The sequence below is a fragment of the Paenibacillus sp. NPDC058898 genome, from assembly GCF_049316025.1.
GTDB lineage: Bacteria > Bacillota > Bacilli > Paenibacillales > Paenibacillaceae > Paenibacillus_AQ.
In genome coordinates this window covers 437,697-458,346 of the sequence record NZ_JBMOSM010000002.1, presented here as the reverse complement: position 1 = coordinate 458,346, position 20,650 = coordinate 437,697, and the positions used below count along the sequence as shown (strand labels likewise).

17 protein-coding genes are annotated in these 20,650 nt (G+C 49.6%); 11 read left to right on the top strand and 6 right to left on the bottom strand.

Features of this window, described 5'->3' with window-relative positions:
* Positions 1-7 precede the first annotated feature (7 nt).
* Positions 8-505 carry a DinB family protein gene (locus tag ACOZB4_RS06350; RefSeq protein WP_379406299.1) on the bottom strand — a complete coding sequence of 166 codons (498 nt, stop codon included), beginning with the start codon at positions 503-505 and terminating at the stop codon, positions 8-10.
* A 213-nt stretch (positions 506-718) separates the two neighbouring features.
* On the opposite strand from ACOZB4_RS06350, the gene ACOZB4_RS06345 reads away from it, so the two are divergent.
* Together ACOZB4_RS06345 and ACOZB4_RS06340 are read left to right on the top strand one after the other, a co-directional pair.
* A complete protein-coding gene (locus tag ACOZB4_RS06345; RefSeq protein WP_379406300.1) occupies positions 719-1,639 on the top strand; it encodes an aminoglycoside phosphotransferase family protein in 921 nt (306 codons plus the stop codon).
* A 90-nt stretch (positions 1,640-1,729) separates the two neighbouring features.
* On the top strand, positions 1,730-2,101 hold the full coding sequence (locus tag ACOZB4_RS06340) for a hypothetical protein (protein ID WP_339266998.1): 372 nt from the start codon (positions 1,730-1,732) through the stop codon (positions 2,099-2,101).
* Positions 2,102-2,341: 240 nt separating this feature from the next.
* On the opposite strand, the gene ACOZB4_RS06335 is transcribed toward ACOZB4_RS06340, so the two are convergent.
* The 3 genes from ACOZB4_RS06335 to ACOZB4_RS06325 all read right to left on the bottom strand — a co-directional run bounded on the left by ACOZB4_RS06335 (position 2,342) and on the right by ACOZB4_RS06325 (position 6,659).
* On the bottom strand, positions 2,342-3,481 hold the full coding sequence (locus ACOZB4_RS06335; protein ID WP_379406301.1) for a zinc-dependent alcohol dehydrogenase: 1,140 nt from the start codon (positions 3,479-3,481) through the stop codon (positions 2,342-2,344).
* Positions 3,482-4,270: 789 nt separating this feature from the next.
* Positions 4,271-5,632, bottom strand: coding sequence for a dipeptidase (locus ACOZB4_RS06330; protein WP_379406302.1), 1,362 nt, complete (start codon positions 5,630-5,632; stop codon positions 4,271-4,273).
* A gap of 97 nt (positions 5,633-5,729) precedes the next feature.
* Entirely contained in the window at positions 5,730-6,659 is a 930-nt protein-coding gene (locus ACOZB4_RS06325) for a LysR family transcriptional regulator (protein WP_379406303.1), read from the bottom strand.
* 162 nt (positions 6,660-6,821) lie between these two features.
* Between ACOZB4_RS06325 and ACOZB4_RS06320 the strand changes: the two genes are divergently transcribed.
* Genes ACOZB4_RS06320 through ACOZB4_RS06305 form a run of 4 tightly spaced genes read left to right on the top strand, consistent with a single transcriptional unit; the run spans position 6,822 to position 11,452 of the window.
* Entirely contained in the window at positions 6,822-7,946 is a 1,125-nt protein-coding gene (locus ACOZB4_RS06320) for an extracellular solute-binding protein (RefSeq protein WP_379406304.1), read from the top strand.
* A 9-nt stretch (positions 7,947-7,955) separates the two neighbouring features.
* Complete coding sequence (locus tag ACOZB4_RS06315; RefSeq protein ID WP_379406305.1) at positions 7,956-9,668, top strand: ABC transporter permease; 1,713 nt, start codon at positions 7,956-7,958, stop codon at positions 9,666-9,668.
* Between the two features lie 54 nt (positions 9,669-9,722).
* Positions 9,723-10,802 (top strand): ABC transporter ATP-binding protein, encoded by a 1,080-nt coding sequence (locus ACOZB4_RS06310; RefSeq protein ID WP_379406306.1) that lies wholly within the window; start codon positions 9,723-9,725, stop codon positions 10,800-10,802.
* The gene (locus tag ACOZB4_RS06305; protein ID WP_379406307.1) at positions 10,799-11,452 is read left to right on the top strand and encodes a metallophosphoesterase; all 654 of its coding nucleotides are present in this window, start codon (positions 10,799-10,801) and stop codon (positions 11,450-11,452) included. Before ACOZB4_RS06310 ends, ACOZB4_RS06305 begins: the two co-directional genes overlap by 4 nt.
* Positions 11,453-11,544: 92 nt before the next feature.
* On the opposite strand, the gene ACOZB4_RS06300 is transcribed toward ACOZB4_RS06305, so the two are convergent.
* Positions 11,545-12,453, bottom strand: a complete 909-nt coding sequence (locus ACOZB4_RS06300; RefSeq protein ID WP_379406308.1) for a cupin domain-containing protein — start codon at positions 12,451-12,453, stop codon at positions 11,545-11,547.
* Positions 12,454-12,612: 159 nt separating this feature from the next.
* Entirely contained in the window at positions 12,613-13,782 is a 1,170-nt protein-coding gene (locus tag ACOZB4_RS06295) for an MFS transporter (RefSeq protein WP_379406309.1), read from the bottom strand.
* A 200-nt stretch (positions 13,783-13,982) separates the two neighbouring features.
* Here ACOZB4_RS06295 and ACOZB4_RS06290 point away from each other — a divergent pair, with 200 nt between their 5' ends.
* The 5 genes from ACOZB4_RS06290 (at position 13,983) to ACOZB4_RS06270 (ending at position 20,552) form a co-directional block, all read left to right on the top strand.
* Complete coding sequence (locus ACOZB4_RS06290; RefSeq protein WP_379406310.1) at positions 13,983-14,327, top strand: winged helix-turn-helix transcriptional regulator; 345 nt, start codon at positions 13,983-13,985, stop codon at positions 14,325-14,327.
* A gap of 153 nt (positions 14,328-14,480) precedes the next feature.
* A complete protein-coding gene (locus ACOZB4_RS06285) occupies positions 14,481-16,754 on the top strand; it encodes a helix-turn-helix domain-containing protein (RefSeq protein ID WP_379406311.1) in 2,274 nt (757 codons plus the stop codon).
* Between the two features lie 330 nt (positions 16,755-17,084).
* A complete protein-coding gene (locus tag ACOZB4_RS06280) occupies positions 17,085-18,701 on the top strand; it encodes an ABC transporter substrate-binding protein (RefSeq protein WP_379406312.1) in 1,617 nt (538 codons plus the stop codon).
* Between the two features lie 10 nt (positions 18,702-18,711).
* Positions 18,712-19,623, top strand: a complete 912-nt coding sequence (locus ACOZB4_RS06275; RefSeq protein ID WP_076324132.1) for an ABC transporter permease — start codon at positions 18,712-18,714, stop codon at positions 19,621-19,623.
* Positions 19,623-20,552 (top strand): carbohydrate ABC transporter permease, encoded by a 930-nt coding sequence (locus tag ACOZB4_RS06270; RefSeq protein WP_076324131.1) that lies wholly within the window; start codon positions 19,623-19,625, stop codon positions 20,550-20,552. Before ACOZB4_RS06275 ends, ACOZB4_RS06270 begins: the two co-directional genes overlap by 1 nt.
* Positions 20,553-20,650: the final 98 nt, after the last annotated feature.

Genomic DNA, 20,650 nt, shown 5'->3' with positions numbered 1-20,650 from the left:
ATCTTTTCTACACGAGCGGGTCCATTCCCTTGTCGATCCAGGAATCGTAAGTCGGACCGTAGAGCTCGGGAATCCGCAGTCCGGCTTGTCTCATCAGCACCGTCATCTGTCCGCGGTGATGGGCTTGATGAACCAGGGTAAAATGCAGGAATGCCGCATTTGCCCAAGGCTCTCCGTCGAAATCACGGGTAGCGCGAAGATCCTCCTCGCTCCACTGCGACTGCACCGCATCCAGAAAGGCATGCCGGATCCGGCGGTAGCTGCTCTGAATCTCGGCGGCGGAACCCGGGATTTCCTGCTCGCGAGATGGGGCCTCAAATTGCAAACCGAGCATGGTCATGTACTGAATCGACATCACCAAATGCCATGCCAGCTGACCGAGCGTGCGATGCTGATCCGTCATGGCGGTTTTGAGCGAATCGTCGGTTAATGCGTCCATGACTTGTTCCGTAATCCGTGCCTCTTTTAACCATTCTGTCGTAAAATCCTCTAAACTCATGTTCATGTGTAAACCCTCGCTTTATATTAGGATGGATGCTGTAAAACGAGTATATAACAACATTCCTGACAGTTACGGTCAGTGATTATGGGGCGCAACGAATTTATTTATTCCAGTGCTTAGCCGGAGATTGATCTGCATGGTCTAATGAACCCTCTTCCTTTATAATGTATGAGATATAAAGATCATGCAGGTTATCGAATATAGGGGGTGTGCAGCATGCAGGACGCGATTCGCGAAATCCCGGGGGCAGATAAATGGATGACCGTTCAAACGGTTGACAAGGGCTGGTCGGCAGATCGTAAATACTATGTTCAGGATACGGAAGGCCAGGAGTGGCTTCTCCGATTATCCGACATCTCTCAATATGAGCGAAAGCGGTGGGAGTTTGAAGCGGTAAAAAAACTTGATTCTATCGAAATGCGTACGTCTCGCCCGATTGATTTTGGCGTATGCCATGATGGCAGGCAAGTATTTTCCCTGTTTACATGGGTTCCGGGAGAAGATGCAAGGGATGCGATTCCATTGCTGGATTCTCAGGAGCAGTACCGGCTTGGCGTTCAGGCAGGCCATTATTTGAGCGAAATGCATCGCATTCCGGCTGAAAGCAGCTTTGATACATGGGCAGATTATTATAATTCCAAAATGGATAGGTACATCAAAAATTATAAGAACTGTGGCATCCAGCTCGCAGGTGCTGAGAACATCATTCGTTTTATGGAGGAGCATCGCTATTTACTTGATGAGCGGCCCCGTGCTTTTCAGCATGGGGATTATCATGTCGGCAATATGGTGGTTACTCCTGAAGGTGAGCTGGGCATCATCGATTTCAACCGGGCGGATTATGGTGACCCTTGGGAGGAGTTTAATCGGATTACGTGGGATGCCGCGATTAGCCCGTGGTTCGCTTCCGGTCGTATTCACGGATATTTTCAAGGACGTGAGGTACCGGATTCATTTTTCAGATTAATGGCACTTTATATCGCGAGCAATCAGATTTCCTCAATTCATTGGGCGATTCCATTCGGAGAGCAGGAAGTGGAGGTTATGGTGAATCAGGCTCAAGAGGTGCTGAACTGGTATGAGGGGTTCCAGACGCATATGCCTAACTGGTATAAACCAATGCCGAGGTCGTCTTAAACCAACGCTGCTAGGATAGCAATCCAGAAGAATTTTTCGGGGATGCTGCATGATACAATGACATCAAATCCCAAAAGGAGGTTTGTACTCATGTCATCAGCGGATATTCAGTTTGTCGGCGGAAACAATATTGCCCTTAAAATTCCGAAGTACAAATATGAGGAAACCGTGCATTTTTACAAAGAGGTTTTGCGGCTGCCTTATTTAGGCTTCAAGGATGGTTCACACCTCTTTCAGCACGGCCCGAACAATTTATGGCTGGATTGCATGACTCACTATGCTCAGCAGGATGTCTGGTTAGAGGTCACTACGGATCATCCCGAGACCGCCGCTTCATATTTGAGAGAACATCAGGTGGATCGCAGGGATGAGGTGGAGGTTTACGAGAACTCGCGAGGCTACTGGATATCCGATCCGTGCGGAACGATCATCCGGGTGAATCCCAGAAAAGCGAATGAATAGACAGCCTACCCGGCGAATATGTTAGCCGTTGACGACACGCATCCCTTGAGACTTGAGGTCATATCGAAGCGTCCAACACTCATCCGGGAAGATTTTAACCTCACTCACTAAGTTTCATGAACCGGGACACAAAATCACTAATTTCCATGAAACGGGACACAAAAAACCAAGCACTTCCTATCCAATCCAAAGGTTGCGACAGGGGAATGCTTGGTTAATTCTTTTCGCTGCGAAATTACGCTACGGCTTCAGAACCACTTTGGTGCAGTCTTCTTCATGATCGCTAAATATCCGATAGGCATCGCTTGCATGTTCCAGTGGAAGCCGGTGGGATACAATTTCGGTTGGATCGAATTCCCCGGCGGTGATCTTCCTGAACAGCTCCGGCATATAATGGATGACAGGGGCTTGTCCCATGGTAAGGGTAATGTTTCGTTCAAAAATATGGCCCAGCGGGAACATGTTGTACAATGAACCGTACACGCCGGTCAGCTGAACGGTGCCGAATTTGCGAACGGCATCGAAGGCAATATCCATTGCGCTTAACGTTCCGCCTTGGAGCTTCAGCTTTTGACCAATGGCTTCCATGGTTGACTTCTTCCCGTCCATGCCAACGCAGTCGATCACAATATCCGTGCCGCCCTTAGTGATCTCGCGGATGTACGCGCCCATATCATCATAGTCTTCAAAATTGTAGATCTCAACATTGTTCATCCGCTTTGCTTTTTGCAGCCGGTAGGGAAGGCGGTCCACGGCGATTACCCGTTTAGCCCCCTTCATCCAGGCGAATTTTTGGGTCATCAGACCGACCGGTCCACAGCCGAGCACCGTCACGGTATCGCCCGGCTTAACGCCGGCATTTTCCACGCTCCAATAGGCAGTAGGCAGAACGTCAGACAAGAAGAGAAGCGCCTCATCCTCCAGTTCGCAAGATTCGGGGATGACAAACGGCATAAAGTTCCCGTACGGCACGCGCAGATATTCAGCCTGCCCTCCAGGATAGTTACCATAGCGTTCGGTGTAACCCAGGTATCCACCGGTATGGACATCCGGGTTGCCATTGGAATTGTCGCATTGACTTTCCATATCATGATTGCAATAGTAGCAGTGGCCGCAAGAAACATTGAACGGAAGAACGACGCGGTCGCCTTTTTTTACGCGGGTTACGTTAGCACCGATCTCTTCTACGATCCCCATGGGCTCATGGCCGATCACGAAATCTTTAGACGTGGGCATAGTCCCGAGGTATATATGAAGATCGGAACCGCAAATGGCTGTAGAGGTGATGCGGACGATAATATCATCCTGTGTCTGAAGGGATGGATCCTGCACGTCTTTGACCTGAATGTCTTTTGCGCCTTGAAATGTGACCGCTTTCATTTGTTCCCTCCTCATGCGATGTACATATGTTCTCTTTTCAATACCCGATATGCACTTTTATTAACATCCCCATCGCTATTTATGCATATGCGCTGCTACGCGCAAAAACATAGTTTGTTTGAAGAACGGTCAATGCAAAACAGAGTAAATTCACGGTGTTAACCGAGCCCGATGGCAAGCGTGTTAAATGTATACTTTCGGGCTTACCGGACATAGGACGGTGATAACTGCTGGTTCGATAAGTGGATACTTTCGGATTCTAACGGACACAGGATCCGTTATTTGATCCGATAAGAGCTAAACTGGGATTCTAGCGGACATGAGGTACGTTATTTGCATAAAAAGTCCGTTTTCCCGCGGCGAAAGGGATGAATAACGGACTTGGTGTCCGTTAGGATAAGAAAATCGTCTGAATCGTGCAAATAGCGGATCTGTGGTCCGTAAGATGCGGCTTATTGTGATAGTGTGGCTTGTTGGTGATAGCAGCGGCTTGTTGGTGATGAAATTACCTGTTTGGGGATAGCAGCCAGTAATAAGTTTTTGTAGGACACACCCCATGGCCGATTTTCTTCGGTAAACCGAAGCCGCAGTCCGATGGTCGGTATGTGGATAGCATAAGGGACTTTTCTTGAAAAACAAAGAACGCGTATTGGCAGGGATTCGGTTATCCCGCCATACGCGTTCTTTTTTAGGATCTTTACGATTACTCTTTGGGCTTTTCTTCCCGCGTGAAGGTCGCGGTGTCCAGGTGATGTTGGCATCTACGCTTTGGCCGTTGGCGGCAAAAGTTTACACGAGCTTCAAATACTCAACGATCGTCAGCAAACCTTTATCGAAATTCTCCAAATTCAAATGCTCGTTCGGAGCATGCAGATTCTCGTCCGGCAAGCCAAAGCCCATCATGACGGCAGGTGCATCGAGCGTGCTGGACAGCTTCTCCACGATCGGGATGGATCCGCCATCCTTTGTAAAGAGGGCACGCGTGCCGTAGACATGTTCGAAGGCGTCCGCGGCTTTTTGCAGCATTGGATGGGACGGATCGATGTTGAAGGCGAATGCCTTTTCCTTCGGTTTAAACGTAATCTTCGAACCGACTGGAGTGTGGGCATGCAAGTGGGCTTCAATCGCGTCGAGGACAGCTTGCGGATCCTGGTCTGCTACCAGACGGCACGTAATTTTGGCATGGGCTTCCTTCGGAATAACCGTCTTGCTGCCCTCACCCTGGAATCCGCCGTATACGCCGTTCAGCTCAAGGGTCGGACGCGCTCCCACGCGTTCAACGAAGGAGAACCCTTCCTCACCGTACAGGGAATCGAGGCCGAGATCCTGCTTCAGCTTATCCTCGTCAAATTCCTGCTTGGCAAATTCCTCGCGCATTTCAGGCGACAGCTCGAGCACGCCGTCATAGAAGCCTTTTACGGCGACACGGCCTTGCTCGTCATGAAGCGAAATGAGCAGGGAGACGAGGGCATGCAAGGCGTTAGGTACGCCGCCGCCATATGTACCGGAATGAAGGTCGGTATTGGCTGTTTCCAGAGACAACTCTAGGGAGCACAATCCGCGAAGGCCTGTGGAAATGGCCGGTTTGCCAGGTGCGAGCAGGGATGTATCCGAGATCACGATGGCGTCTGCGGCCAGCTTGTCCTTGTTGTTGTCAAGATAGAGCGGGAGGTTCGGGCTGGACACCTCTTCTTCGCCTTCAATGCAGAATTTGATGTTGACCGGAAGCTCTTTCTCTTGCTTCAAAATGGCTTCAACGGCTTTAACATGCAGGAAAAGCTGGCCTTTATCGTCCGTTGCTCCGCGTGCATACAATTTTCCGTTACGGATAGCCGGCTCGAAGGGCGGCGTTTCCCACAGATGAAGCGGGTCTACAGGCTGTACGTCATAGTGACCGTATACGAGCACGGTTGGTTTGCCTTCGGCATGCAGATAGTCTGCCGTAATAATAGGATGTCCTGCCGTTTGATGAACTTCCACATGCTCAAGGCCTGCTTCCGTCAGCTTGCCTGCGAGCCACTCGGCAGCCTTTGCCACATCGCCTTTGTGCTCGGACAGGGCCGAAATGCTCGGAATGGACAACCATTCCTTCAACTCATTCAGATGGGTTTCGCGGTGTTCAGCGAAATACGCTTTATAATCAACGCTCATGTTATAGGGATCCTCCTTCAAAATTCTCATTGGCATTCGATGGATGCCGTACCTTACTATTCTAACCGTTTTTCGAGGAATACGAAATATAGCGGGATTAATCTTGAATCGTGTCATGACTCTCTTCTGGCTGTTGTGATGCAAAATTGTCCAAAAGGTTTCTCCAGAACATCCGCAGCGCGGGACTGATCAGCTTATTACGGTGGCGAACGGCATAAATCCGGCGCTCGGGCAGCCAGGACGGAATAGGTCGTGATTGGAGTTTCCCCTCTGCCAGTTCTTCTTGTATGGCAGCTTCTGCGATCATGCCATACCCCAGACGGTGCCGAACGGCTGCTTTCAGTGCTTCGGTTCCCGAGATTTCCAATGATATTTGAAGGTGGATATGATGTTTGTCAGCCCAGCGGTCAATAAGCTGTCTGCTGATGGAGCCTGGTTCATGCGAAACAAAGGGATGTTCGACCAGATCGCTCGGAATTAAATCTCTTATGCTGGCAAAGGGATGATCCGGGGCGAATATAAGCACCAGATCATCATGGATCAGCGGCTGTACGATGAATTCAGGCTCATCTACTTGCGTGTTCGATATGATGCCTACATCGAGCTCGTATTTTTTGACTTTCTCGATAATATAGGCAGCCGGTCGGACATCCAACTGGATGGACAATCCCGGATAATTAAGTTTCAACTGTTGCAGAAACGGCGGTAACAGGTAGGTAGCGGGAGTATGGGTGCTGCCAATGGCGAGTACTCCTGCAGCGGTTCCGCGGAAGACATCCATAGTTGATGAAGCTTCCTCAGACAGGGAATGGATCTGCGATGCGTAATGATAAAAGGCTTGACCGGCTTCCGTAAGCTTGATGACATGGTAGGACTTGGTGTGAAACAGGGCAAGGCCAAGCTCTTCCTGCAGCTTATTTAAATGGAAGGTGACGGTTGGCTGGGTAATGCTCAGCTTCTGAGCCACAAGGTACAACTTCCTCAGCTCCACGGTAAGCACAAATACTTTTAATTGCTGTAAGTTCATGTTGCTATCCTCTCTTTCTATTTCATCATTGATAATATTAATCTTATCTAACATTTGATAGATATTATTTAACTCTTTGTTAACGCAGCGATAATTTTTAATTGAATTTGGCGCGTTATGCTGAAATGGAACCAAGAAGGAAATCAGAAACAGGAGGGTGACATGAACAAAAAAAGAGGCTTTAAACATGGGATATTCATTGCATTAACTGCGCTGATGTTGTTGTTGTCGGCTTGCGCGCAATCGGATGGACAGCAAACGGTTCGATCTAAGGAAACGACCGGACCCATTACCAGCGGAAGCGGAAGTACCGCCGGACAGTCGGACGTATCCTTGACCAGCGACAACGCAGAGGATACCGGGGAAACGATCTACTTATACGGAAATGATTTTGTAGATTTCATTGCTCCGAAGTTTATGGAAGAGACAGGCTTCAAGATAGAAGCCGTGCATTACGGCGGGGGAGAAGCATTGGCCAAAATAGAAGCCGAGCAGGGTAACCCGCAGTGGGACGTCCTGATGATGGATGGGCACGGTTCGGTGCGCAATTTGGCAGATCGCGATTTCCTGCTGACAGACTGGGGGCCTGAGAATCTGGGAAATCTGTCCGAAAACGGAAGGAGTTATGTTCCCGAAGATTTCGCCTACTTTCCTATAGGCATTCATGCGGCCGGGGTCATCGCTTATAACACAACGCTGGTAACGCCAGAGAAGGCACCGACGACCTGGGAGCAATTTTTTGCCTATGACGGTCCTGTGGGTCATGCCGATCCGGCCGTAGCAGCGCCTGCCTATCCGCTCGTATCTGCTTTTTATGAGCAATGGGGTGTCGAAGCGGCAGAGCAGAAATATGAGCAGCGTTTTAAGAAGGGGCTGCATGTCTACCCCAAGAATGGTCCGGTCGGAAAAGCATTGTTAAGCGGAGAAATCGAGGTTGCGGCACTCCAGGAGCACAATGCTTATGAACTGAAGCTTGCAGGTGAGCCTATTGAGGTGATATGGCCGCGCGAGGGTGCGCCAGGCAGCTTGCGTGTTGTAGCGATCAGCAAACATACCAAGAACCCGGCAGCGGCCAAGGCATTTGTGGAATATATGCTAAAACCCGAGACACAGCAGATGTTAACCAGTCAGGATTCCACGGATAGTTTCTTTACGCCGCTCGCTGAAGGTGTGTCAGCGCGAAGTGAACGTGAACCGAACGGAGCCTTTATGCTGCCTTCTGCGAAGTGGGCCTCAGAGCATGAGGTTGAGATCAAGACTTGGTTTGCGGATCAAAACGTAAGGTAGGCACATAACATGAATACTTCGGAAGCTCGCTATGGAGGCGGGGTAACCCTCCTCCTGTTTGTTTTTATTTTTCTGCCGCTGCTTGCCGTGCTAATCAACGTGATTTTCCCTGGACTCTTTTTCGGGCAGATCCAGTCCAGCAGCTTGGGTTTGATCGGAGACATATTTCACCGACCTCTGTGGAAACAATCCCTCCTGAATTCAGTCACATTAGCGCTGGGGACGGCTACGTTCGGTACGATCATTGGAGGCGTACTTGCAACCATCCGGGCAAGATGGAACTTTGCAACAGCAAGATTGCTGGATATGACGGCGTGGGTTCTGCTGATCGCGCCATCGTTCATGATTGCACAGGGCTGGGTATTGTTTGCCAGTGCGGATGGACTGGTTCATCAGTGGCTGGGGCTGACGTGGGTCACTTCATTTATTTTTCAACCTGCCGGACTTGTGTTTGTCATGTCCCTAAGCAAATTCCCGTTAGCTTACTTGGCTATTATGGCAGCTTCGGAGTGGAATATAAGGCAGTTCGGTTATGCAGCCAGGCTGAACGGCGCGAGGCCTTTCACCGTATGGAGAACCGTCGAATTGCCACTGGCACTCCCTTCTTATGTTGCGGGCTGGACACTGGTCTTTATGGATTCGATCGGCGATTTTGGGCTGCCTGCCGCATTGGCAACTGTGTATAAATTCCCGACGCTGACCTACTCCATTTACTCGGCCATTTACCAGTCACCTGTACGTTTTGATATGGCGGGAGTGCTGGCATTCTACTTGGTATTGATACTGGTGCTGGCGATGACCTTGCTGATGGTGACCCTCCGTAAATCCAGATTCGACTTTCTGAATGCGAGAGCAGTCAAAATGGAGAAGGTTAAGCCGCGGTTTGCCTGGATGTACAATCTGTCAATTACGGTTTTTCTTTTCCTGAGTCTCGGGATTCCGATTGGGACGAGTGCAGCGGTATCTCTGCTGAAACAGGCAGGCGGAGGCCTGAATCCGGGCAATTTTACGCTGGAGCATTATCGTGAATTATTTGCAGGACAGGCTGGGGATCACCGGCTGCTCGGTTATCTGGAAGGAATGTATCATTCACTCGCAATTGCAGCCGCAGCCGCATTGTTTAGCATGCTGATCGGGTTTGTTGTTGCCTACATGCTGACCTTCACGGAGTCTAGGCTAAAGCCCATGCTTCAGCTGTTCTCCATCATATCCCTAGCGGTCCCCGGCGTTGTGCTCGGGATCGGCTATATTTTCATATGGAATCAGAAATGGCTGGAGCCTTTAGGACTCCATTTATACGGAACCCCCTCGCTGCTCGTGATTGCGGGTATAGCCGGTGCCATCCCCTACGCAGTCAGGGTCCAGCTTGGAGCGTTCGGCAATTTGTCCGGCACGATGCTGAAGGCAGCCGCTATCCAAGGCGCGAGCATATTCGAACGGATGCGGGATATCGTACTGCCCATGGTACGTCAGTCTTTGCTTATCGCGATCCTAGCTTCGTTTGGAACCAGCGTGTTTGATTTGGCCCTGGCCTCGATGCTGAATCCGGCTAATTATTCACTGATGCCACTGGTTATCGACAGAGCTTTTGAATTCTCGCGCTACGGCTATGCTACGGCTGCTACCGTTGTAAGCTGCGGTACCGTGGTGCTCATCATCGTACTGCTTCAAGCTGCGGGACGCCTTGTATTTCGATGGCTGGATGGCAATAGAAAGTGGTAGACGGAAATGGCTGTCGATAGAGCGTGATCCAACTTAGAAAGGATGGAGAGTGGAATGATCCTAAAGGTAAAGGGCGTATCGAAATCATTCGGCTCGCAGCAAGTCTTGAAGCCGATCACGTTTGAAGTGAGGGAAGGGGAACGCATTTGCATTCTCGGTCCATCGGGCTGCGGAAAATCGACGCTGCTGCAGATGGTTGCCGGACTTCAGCGCATAGATTCAGGCGAGGTAGAGATGTCGGGGGTCACAGTTGAACGGGGGAGACACTATATTCCCCCAGAGAACCGGCCCATTAATATGGTGTTTCAAGATTATGCCCTTTGGCCGCATATGACGGTGAAACAAAATATGGAGTATGGGATGAAACGCCGAAAGTTAGACACTAAAGACAGAGCGAATACATTGGATCGACTCCAGTCGCTTCTGAAGCTGGAAGGCTTATTGGACCGCCTGCCGGCCCAACTGTCTGGCGGTCAGCAGCAGCGAGTAGGCATAGCGAGAGCGTTGGCAACAGAGCCAAAGTTGATATTAATGGATGAACCGTTGTCTAATCTGGATGTCAAACTTAGAACGGATATGCGCGGTGAATTGGCCAGATTGCTCGGTGAATTATCCATCGCTACCCTGTATGTGACGCATGATCGTATGGAGGCATTTACGGTCGCTGATCGAATCCTGATTTTACGGGATGGAGGAATTGACCAATTCGGGGAGCCGAGGGCGTTGTTTGAGAGACCGGCAAGCCCTTGGGTTGCGCAGCTCATGGGCTATCATAATCAGTTGGAAGCCAAACTGACCCAGGATGGACAGCCAATAGCCATGCTTGCCGGGAGTCCGATAACCGGACTCCGCATCGGCGTGGATAAGGGAGACGGCAGGGCCGTGATGATGGTCCATCCTGAATCCATCCGGATTTGGCGCGGCGAAGCTTCGCAGGAAGGGAGCCTGCTGAAGGTGACGGTGGTGCAGACGGTGTACGAAGGAACAAGATGGAGAGTCATTGTGGAAACGGCAGATCAGCAGCCCATTCATTTATTCCATGATTGCAGCGTGGATGCCGGAAGCGAATTGTTGATACGACTGTCTCCGGATCAAACCATGATATATGCAGACAGCAGTATGTTAGCCCCATGAGTCAGGTGTACGCGGTTTCGGATGTTCATGGCTACGGTTATCTGCTTGAAACTCTCCTGCGGCATGTACATTATGATCCGAAGGTGGACCGCTTGTTCTTGCTTGGGGATTATGTAAATAAGGGACCGGATTCAGCAGGGACACTGGATTATGTGGAGGAACTGCGAGATTCCGGTGCTATTGCGCTGCTGGGTAATAACGAACGCAAATGGCTGCATCACCGACCGGAACAAGCAGGGCTCGCGGCTCCCAGGCTCATGAAGTATCAGCAGTTCATAGCAACAATGCCGCTATGGACCGAGTATAATCAATACTTGTTTGTGCATGCAGGCATTCGGCCCGGAATTCCGCTTCATGCTCAGAGCCCGGAAGAATTAACGGAAATTCGCGAGCCGTTTTTTCTGTCCCCTCGATGGTTGGATAAGATGATTGTGTTTGGTCATACTTCTACGTTTCGTTTGGGTGTACCGCCAGAGGAGCTCTGGTATGGCGACGGTAAGCTGGGTATTGATACCGGCGCAGGACACGGATATTACTTAAGTCTGGTTAATCTGACCTCGGGTATACAGTGGTCCATATCGGTTACGCGGCCTGAGAACATTACGTGCCGGAAGATGAAAATAACGGGAGCATCCGGTCTTCCTAAATAATATAATTCCATATAAAAAAGAAATACGCAGCATCGCTGGCGAATCGTGATGCTGCGTATTTCTATGGAGGATCTCTATCACCAAAGGGGTGATCAGAATTGATCCCAGCCATTTCCAATCAGCTGGCGCTGTAAGAATGGCAGCTGCCGCTGCTGTTGGATGAATTGCTGACGCTGTTGTTCTTGTAATTGCTGTTGTGAACGGAATTGCTCTTGTGATGGACCTGATGTTCGCTGCGGTTCAGCAGCATATGCTCCATGCTGCGGTTGATCCTGAGCTTGAAATTGCTGCTGGAACATCGGTTGCTGTTGCTGCTGCTGAAATTGCAGCTGCTGTTGTTGATATTGCTGCTGCTGAAGAAGCTCATAGTCTCGACGATTACCAGATGTTTCTTGATGATAATAGTGCTGATTATGATGTGACAAATGCTGAGGATGTTTCATCTGCCCTTGCACTTGCTCTTGCAGCGAGCAGTCGTTGGGCGGGCCGATGATAACCGTATCGGTAATCGGAGCGAGAGTATCCTTGACTTTGGCTTCATCCAGGCAGTAGGTGTGAGCGAACACGCTGGCCGGCGTCAATCTCAAAAGATCCGAGCCTCCAATAAACTCAGGCACCGGTGCGTCAAAAATCGCGATCAGGTGGGTGTTGTCAACCGTCGCCATTTCATAATGCCACCAGCCTTGGGGCACGAGTACAACCTGACCGGGCGTTAACGTGAAGTTTAGCAGCTCCTTCGTAAATGGATTGACGATAGAGACGATGACTGCACCAGAAATGACATACACCAATTCCGATGCATTCTGATGGATATGCGGCTCTATCACGTTTCCGGTGCTGAGGTATATATCCAGCAGGGAAGCGTTGCCGAGCGTGTTCAATTCTTTTACTGAGAGAGAATTAATGTAATTTTGACTATCTTTTTTGAAAAAAGGGTTATTGCTCATATCGTAAGTATACCGAACGGAGGGTGAGGTGAAATCCATATAAGAGACCGCCACTATTGATTCCTGCCCTTCATAATGTAATAGGCGTTGACCCATAACACACGTTATGCCCATGGGCAAACATCCGTGAGCCCATTTTCAGAACCAGCAGCATGCAAGCCACCCGTTGGCAGGGTGGCTTGGACAAAATTTCATATGAGGGAGCGGGTGAGGTCAAGCCGATTTTGGAACCCATGTCTTTCGACCGGCCGAGAAGCTGACCAGTCCTGCAGCCAGGCCTAGTGCGAGCACGAATCCACCGAGCCATGGATGATATTGAAGCGTGGATATCGTATTGACCATGAAGCCTCCTGAACCCGCGCCTGCGGCTAACCCGAGGTGCACAATGGAGGTGTTTAAGCTGAGAATCAGATTGGAGGAGCCCGGTGCCTTCTGTATAAAATAACTCTGAACGGCCGGACCCGCCGCAAACATGGACAGCACCATGATTCCCATCAGCCCGAGTCCTATAATCGATTGGCCTGCGAGCAGTGGAAGAAGCGCGAATATTGCGATATGAATGAGCGTGCTGAGGGTAATCACTTTCGCTGGCCCAAACCGGTCGACCCCATATCCGCCGAGTCTGGAGCCGATCGCTCCAAATAGTCCAAAGCCGAGCATAATGATACTGATGCCTGACGGAGCGATATGGAAGATATCCTGGATAAATGGCGTAACATACGTGAACAGTACCGAGTTGCCGGATTCCCGGAAGAACGTAAGCAGCAGGGCGCTGACGATGACGAGACTCCCCAGCACTTTGAATTGCTGGTGAAAGGGAACAGGAGCGTCCCCTTCAACATCTGGCAGGAGTTTGATCAGGATAAAGGCGACCAGCAGACTGAGCAGAGCCAGCAGCAGAAAGATCGATTGCCAGTTCAGCAGATTCGTGATCCATATTCCGATCGGTACGCCCAGCACCATGGCGCTGCTGAAACCCAGCACGATGGTGCCGATGGCACGGCCTAATGTATCCGGTGATACCAGCTTGGCTGCTGTCCCCATTGCGGCAACGAGATACACTCCTGAGCTTACCCCCATGATGATGCGGGAACCCATGAGCATCCAGACTTCAGTGCTGAAATAGGAAACGAGACTGCCGGCAATAAACAGCAGAAGAGAGCCGAGTAGCACTTTTTTACGGTTGAACCGAGCGGTGAGCGAGACCAGAATCGGTGTTCCAATCGCAAAAGCAAGCGAATAAGCGGTAATCAGCTGGCCGGCAAAGGCCAAGGAAATATGAAGATCGTCTGCGATTGCATACAGAATACCGGAGACGACCAGTTCCGAGGTGGCAGTAAGAAAAACCCCAAGCGCCAATAAATATATCGTAAATCGATTCATATTTAATTCATCCCTTCGTTAGGAGATCACTACCCTCTGCGATCATGGCTAGCACATGCCGCAAGCGAGTTGGATTAACTTGAAATCTCTTTGTGTTTGTATTATAAGTAAGACGCATATATTATGTAAGAAGGCAAAGTATTTGGATATTATCCAATCATTTTGACTAACTTACGATTAGTTAGTAATGGGGTGAGGCAGTGGAACCGGTTAAAGAAGACTTTCAGGAAACGCCGGCGTTCAATCATATCTGCTCAGTGCTGCAAATTCTTGGAGCCAAATGGGCGTTTCTTGTCATCGCGCAATTAGCTCAAGGAGCGAAACGTTTTAATCAGCTTCACCGGGATGCAGCTATTATCAAGACGCAATCCTTAACGGATGTGTTGCGGCATTTGGAAGGAAACGGTATCGTAAGACGTGAGGTATTCCCTACCGTTCCGATATCCGTTGAGTATTCATTGACCGAGAAGGGGCTGGACTTCCTGGATTCTTTGAAGGAGATGGAGAAGTGGGCCGAAAAATGGGGAGTGGAACAATCCTTTTGACTGCTGCCACATGCCACTAAAATAGTACACATATCAAAAAACTCATTTCCAAAGGTTTATAACAGGAAATGAGTTTTCTTTTTTTTGAAAATTACGTATTCTTATAGATAACATTTTCAGATTGGGTATGAAGGATAGGGAGGTGGCCGCCGCTTGCGAATCCATAAGATTAACCTGCTGACAAAATTATTGATTTCCTATTTGCTTGTGCTGATGTTTCCCGTGATCGTCATTCTGTGCTATTACTATCCTTATTCGGCAGAAGTGGTGAAAGAGAAGGAAATGGACTGGAATGCGCATATTACGGAGCAGTTTATGACATCGATGGATACGTTTACAAGGTATGTGTACAATCTGCCGTTTGAGCTGGTGCAGAACCGGGAATTCAAAATGTATAAGGCGGAGGAAAGCGACTACCAGCGGGTGCTTATTGCCAATGAGATGAAAAAATACAATGCAACCGATGCTTTTATTTACAACACCTTGCTGTATGTGAAGAACATCGGTTATTTGTTTTCCAAAACTGGAAGCGCATACAGTCTGGATGATCTCTCCATTCCGGGTGTCGGTTACTATTATGAAAACTGGGCGCATGAAGATATGATCCAGACCCTAAATGATCTTAATGCTCCTATCGTCAGGCCTGTGGAGAATGTGATTGTGCCCGGCAATAACCGGGTCAGAATGCTGACCTTCGTTCAGCCGCTGCCGGTAGGGGGCTCGAATTCCCCCGGAGCCGTCATGATCATGGTCAGGGAGGATACGATTGTCCGGATGATGAAGTCCGTTTCGGAAACCTATAGCGGCGATTTTTTTGTGTTAGACGGCCAGGGAAGGCGATTGGTATCCTCCAATGACACGTCATACCAATCCTCAGATGATTTCAAGAAGCTTGTGCATGACTTAGGGGAAGAGTCAGTTTCCTCTTCGGGTATTCATACAATCAGCGGATCGGACTATCTGGTATCGTCCTCGGTTTCGGAGAAGATTGGATGGAAATATGTGAGTTTGCTGCCGGTATCTAAGTCCCTGCAGGGCATTCGGACGATTCAGCTGAATACAGCCATCCTTGTCGGGCTGATTCTGCTGCTTGAAGTGTTCATCATCTACGTATCCATCCGGAAGAACTACCAGCCAATTCGACGTCTGGTTGATCTGGCCGTACATGTGTTTGAACCGCAGGAGCGAAAACCGATGAATGAGATTGATACGATCAAGTATACGTTGGAGCAGCTTTCGCAGGCTAACAGCAAGCTGGATGAGCATGTGAGAGGATCTTTGCCGATTATGCGGGATAACCTGCTGTTTGAGCTGGTGGGTGGGCATATTCCAGACTGGGAGAACTTTGAACAGGAAGCCCGCAGGGTCGGCATCCGGTTTCATCATGATAACTTCACGGTTGCCGTATTATGCTGTGAAGCGGATGGAGCAGGGATGGACAAGATATTGGCTTGCTGCCGGGAATATGAGAGCCTGCTGCCTGATGATGCCCAGGGTTACTTCTTCAAGAGCATCTATCAGCAGGAATTGATTCTGGCGTGCTCCCATACAGATGATTTCCCTATCAAATCCTGGCTAGATTGGCTTCAGGAAGAAATATTGGAGCATACGGGCCGACAGACGGTGATTGGCATCGGCAAGCCTGGCGCAGCCCAATCGCCGGTGGACCTCCATCACTCCTACCTGCAGGCGCTCCGCACAGCGGAGTTTCTGCGCATCCGGAAGACCGGGACCGTGCTGGTCTTTGACAACCTCGAGGTCCCCCAAACCGGAGCCGTCTCCTATTTTGCCGAAATCCTGCAATCCCTCGAGCTTGCGATCCTCAAGAACGATGCGGCCATGCTGGCCTCTTTGGCGGAGCGAATGATCGGTTACTTAAGCAATGACAGCCTGCCGCCGCATATGATACGGAGCGTGTACCTCAATACGGTTACCGTCATCTTCAACGGCCTCCAGCGGTTCCGTCATGACGACCAGAGCCTGCTTCGGCTAACCGAGGCGGCATTTAACCACCGTTATACACTGGAGCAGATGATCGGAATTATCAGGGAGAGTTATGCCAAGCTATGCGATATGATCAGCGAAACGCTCCCCGTGTCCCGTACGGCAACGCAGGAAGAGATTCTGTCCCTTATTGCGGAGAAAGGAATGGATCCAAACTGCTCGCTGCAGATGATGGCCGATTATTTTGATATGTCGGTCTCCAACTTCAGCCATCACTTCAAGAAAACGATGGGGCAAAATTTCAAAGAGTATATCGATCAGCTTCGCATCCAGAAATCCATACAGCTTCTGCGGGACAGCGAGGAGACCCTCGAATCCATTTCCCAACAGGTCGGATACACCAACACCTCGAGTTTTATCCGTTCCTTCAAAAAGCTGGTGGGCACGACACCTGGTCAATATCGAAATACGCATAAAGCATAAAACGAAGACCGCTGATGCCGAATAAGGCAGCTTACAGCGGTCTTTTGTAAACTTTTTTCGTTATACGCTTCTTTGCCGGCGCTTTCTTAAAGCCGAGCAGCTTCAATTTTTGAACATATACAATATTTGAATTCCCTGTAGCGATCCGGACTGGTCGCACTTTCACCTCTTTAATTATAAGCGCTTTCAAAAAATGAGGATGCTTAAAAAACTGTTCGTTTACGGGGCTCTTCCCCTCCGTTTAGAGTGAAATATGTCCCAAGGCAAGGCCAAAACATGGCCACATTCCCCCATGGACCAGACCAACAAACCAAATCAGGAGGTAATGGAATGAAGAAAAGGGTAAACGTTTTCATCTCGCTTATCGTCGTCTCTGCATTATTATTAGCAGGATGCAGCGGGGGCGGAGGTGACGCTAACGAATCGGCCGAAACACCCGGAGATCAAACAGGCAAAAAAGTAAAACTCACTGCCATCATTACCAAGCATCCGCTTACAAAGCCGCTGGCTGAAATGGAATGGCTGCAAAAGGCTGAGGAGACGGCGGGCGTGGACATCGAATGGCAGGAGATTACCGCAGATTGGGGACAGAAGAAAGGGACGATGCTAGCCAGCGGGGATATACCGGATCTGTTTATCGGACCGAACGTGATTACGGATGCCGACTTTGCGCAGTTCCAGGGGCTCTTCCATGATCTGTCCGGCATGCTTGATCAAGCACCCAACGTACAGAACATGTTTAATGAAAAACCGGATACGAAAGTGATTGCAACGCAGTCGGACGGCAAAATATACGGTCTACCGAAATATCAGCGGTTCTGGCCGGCTTCCGCCAGCAGGCAATTCATTAACCAGCAGTGGCTGGATCACCTCGGACTGAGCATGCCGACGACATGGGATGAGCTGTATGAAGTGCTCGTTGCCTTCAAAGAGAACGATGCCAACGGCAACGGCGATCCCCGTGACGAGATTCCGATGGATTGGCCGGGAGGCATCGGCGGATATTTTAACCCTGCGGTACTCTTGGGCAGCATGGGCATTACGCTGACAGATGGCAGCGGGCAGGGCTATTTTGTGGAGGACGGACAGGTGAAGAACTTCCTGACGGATGAACGGTACAAAACGATGGTTATATTCCTGAACAAGCTGTACAAGGCGGGGCTGATTAACCCGGAAGTGTTCACCCATGATTATACGAAATATCAATCCATTGCGCGCGGCGAAGGGGACACGGCGAAGGTCGGCTTCACCTGGGGATGGGTGGCTTCCGACCGTTTCGGTGAGCAGTTGGCACCGCAGTATGCTTCCATGCCGCCGATGAAAGTATCTGCAGATTATGCAGGGAAGCTGTCCTGGAGCTATGATCATTACTCGCTGAACTATGGACCCAACCATATTGTCATGTCCGCCAAGACCAAGAACAAGGAAGCGGCCATGAAATTCATCAACGAGCTCTATGCGCCCGAGGTGGGTATGCAAGTGCTGTTCGGATCCATCGGTCCGAATATTAAAGATAACGGTGACGGTACATATGCCGTTCTGCCTCCTTCCGATGACAAGATGGATCCGGGAACATGGAAATGGACCTCAACGATGGCGGACAACGGCGCCTTTTATATCCCCGATTCCTTGAAGCTGACGCTCGGCACCGATATGCAGGAGGTGCTGGGACAATCGGAGCCTCTGGAGGCTGCTTTAGAAGTGGATCCCGACAAGGACGTGTTTCCTGGCATGTTTATTAAATATTCCACCATGGACAATAACGCCATGAGCCTGAACAACACCAATGTGATGAATCTGGCGGAATCCAGCTTTGCCAAATGGGTGACCAAGGGCGGAGTGGAATCCGAATGGGACTCGTACATCAAGGAAAGCGAGAAAGCAGGCCTGAAGCAGAACTTGGAAATTATGCAAAAATATTATGACGACTACATGAATCAAAACTAGGAGGGAGGATATGGAATCCCGTAAAAGACAGAACACCTTCAGACGAGATTATCAGCTGTGGATTATGATTTTTCCGGCTATTATCGTCATCCTGTTGTTTAACTATATCCCGATGTACGGCATCCAGCTTGCTTTTCGGGATTACGATTTCAGCAAAGGCTTGACTGGCGGCGAGTGGCGAGGGCTTGCCTACTTTCAGCAATTCATCGACAGTTATCTGTTCACGGATTTAATGCGTAACACATTTCTGATCAGTTTGGCCACGATCGTGCTTGGCTTTCCGGCTCCGATCATATTGGCCCTCATTCTTAACCAGATCCGCAGAAAAAGAATGAAGCAGCTGATGCAGACCACTGTATACCTCCCCCATTTCATATCCATCATCGTGCTGGTCGGCATGCTGAATGTGCTGCTATCCTCCGAAACCGGAGTTGTCGGTCACTTTATGAAGGCGGTGGGGCTGGGGCATATCAATCTGTTAGCCTCCACCTCGACATTTATCCCGGTGTATGTGCTTTCCGACATATGGCAGCATTGCGGCTGGAACAGCATTATCTATCTTGCAGCCTTGTCCACCGTTGATCCCCAGCTGTATGATGCTGCCAAAATCGATGGGGCCAGCCGATGGCAGACGATCCGGTATGTCGATATTCCCGCTCTCATCCCGACCATCATCATCCTGTTTATTCTCAGCATGGGGAATATCCTCGGGACCGGCTTCGAGAAAATATTCTTGATGCAGAATTCGCTGAACCTTCCCGTCTCGGAGGTCATTGCCACCTACGTATATAAAATCGGGATCATCTCCAATCAATTCAGCTTGGCTTCGGCTATCGGTTTGTTTAACACGCTCATCAATTTCGTATTCTTGTATGCGATGAACACGATATCGAAGAGAATGTCGGAAACGAGCCTATTCTAATGATCGGGGAAGGAGAAACGGTTGTGGAACATGAACATAGTAGAACGCGCATCAACGGTAAGGAGATAGCGTTTAAGATCATATTGGGTTTTCTGAGCGGTTTGATTTTTCTGCTGATCGCCTATCCGCTGTACTTTATCATCATTGCTTCGTTCAGCGACTCAACGCTCGTATCGACGGGGAAGGTCATGTTTATCCCTAAAAACATCAGCTTTTTCGGTTACCAGGAGATTTTCAAGGATATGCGAATTTGGACCGGGTACCGAAATACGCTGTTTTACACAGTGTTTGGAACCTTGGTTAACATGCTGTTCACGCTTCCGGCGGCTTACGTGCTGTCCAGAAAGGAATTTCGCGCCAGACGAATCATCATGTTCATTTTCGTGATCACGATGTTTTTCAATGGGGGGCTGATTCCCACCTATTTGTTGATGAAGGGGCTTGGACTGACCAACACCATCTGGGTGTTCATTCTCCCGTTCTCCGTGAATGTGTTCTATTTGATCATTGCGCGGACGTTTTTTGAAAACTCGCTGCCGCAGGAGCTACATGAGGCGGCCGTCATGGACGGCTGCTCCCACTTCACCTTTTTCTTCAAAGTGGCCTTGCCGCTGTCCAAAGCCTTGGTATCCGTCATCGGACTTTATTATTTGGTGGGGCATTGGAATGATTTCTTCACCGCGCTGATCTATATCCGGGACACGAAGCTCCAGCCGCTGCAAATCGTTCTGAGGGATATTCTGCTGTCGAACCAGGTGTTCTCAAGCGGTGCCGGAACAGGTGGGGATGCAGGAGGATATGCCCAGCGGTATGCCGATCAGATCAAGTACGGGGTCATTATCGTATCAACGCTTCCGATTCTACTCATTTATCCGTTTATGCAAAAATATTTTGAGAAAGGCGTCATGATTGGCTCCATTAAAGGTTAACGCGTTCGGCGAATTTAATAATCAAGCTTAAGAAAAGTAGACAAAAAAGGGGTGCCCCAAAAGATCCTGGATCTGGCGGGACGCGAAAAAGAAATTTT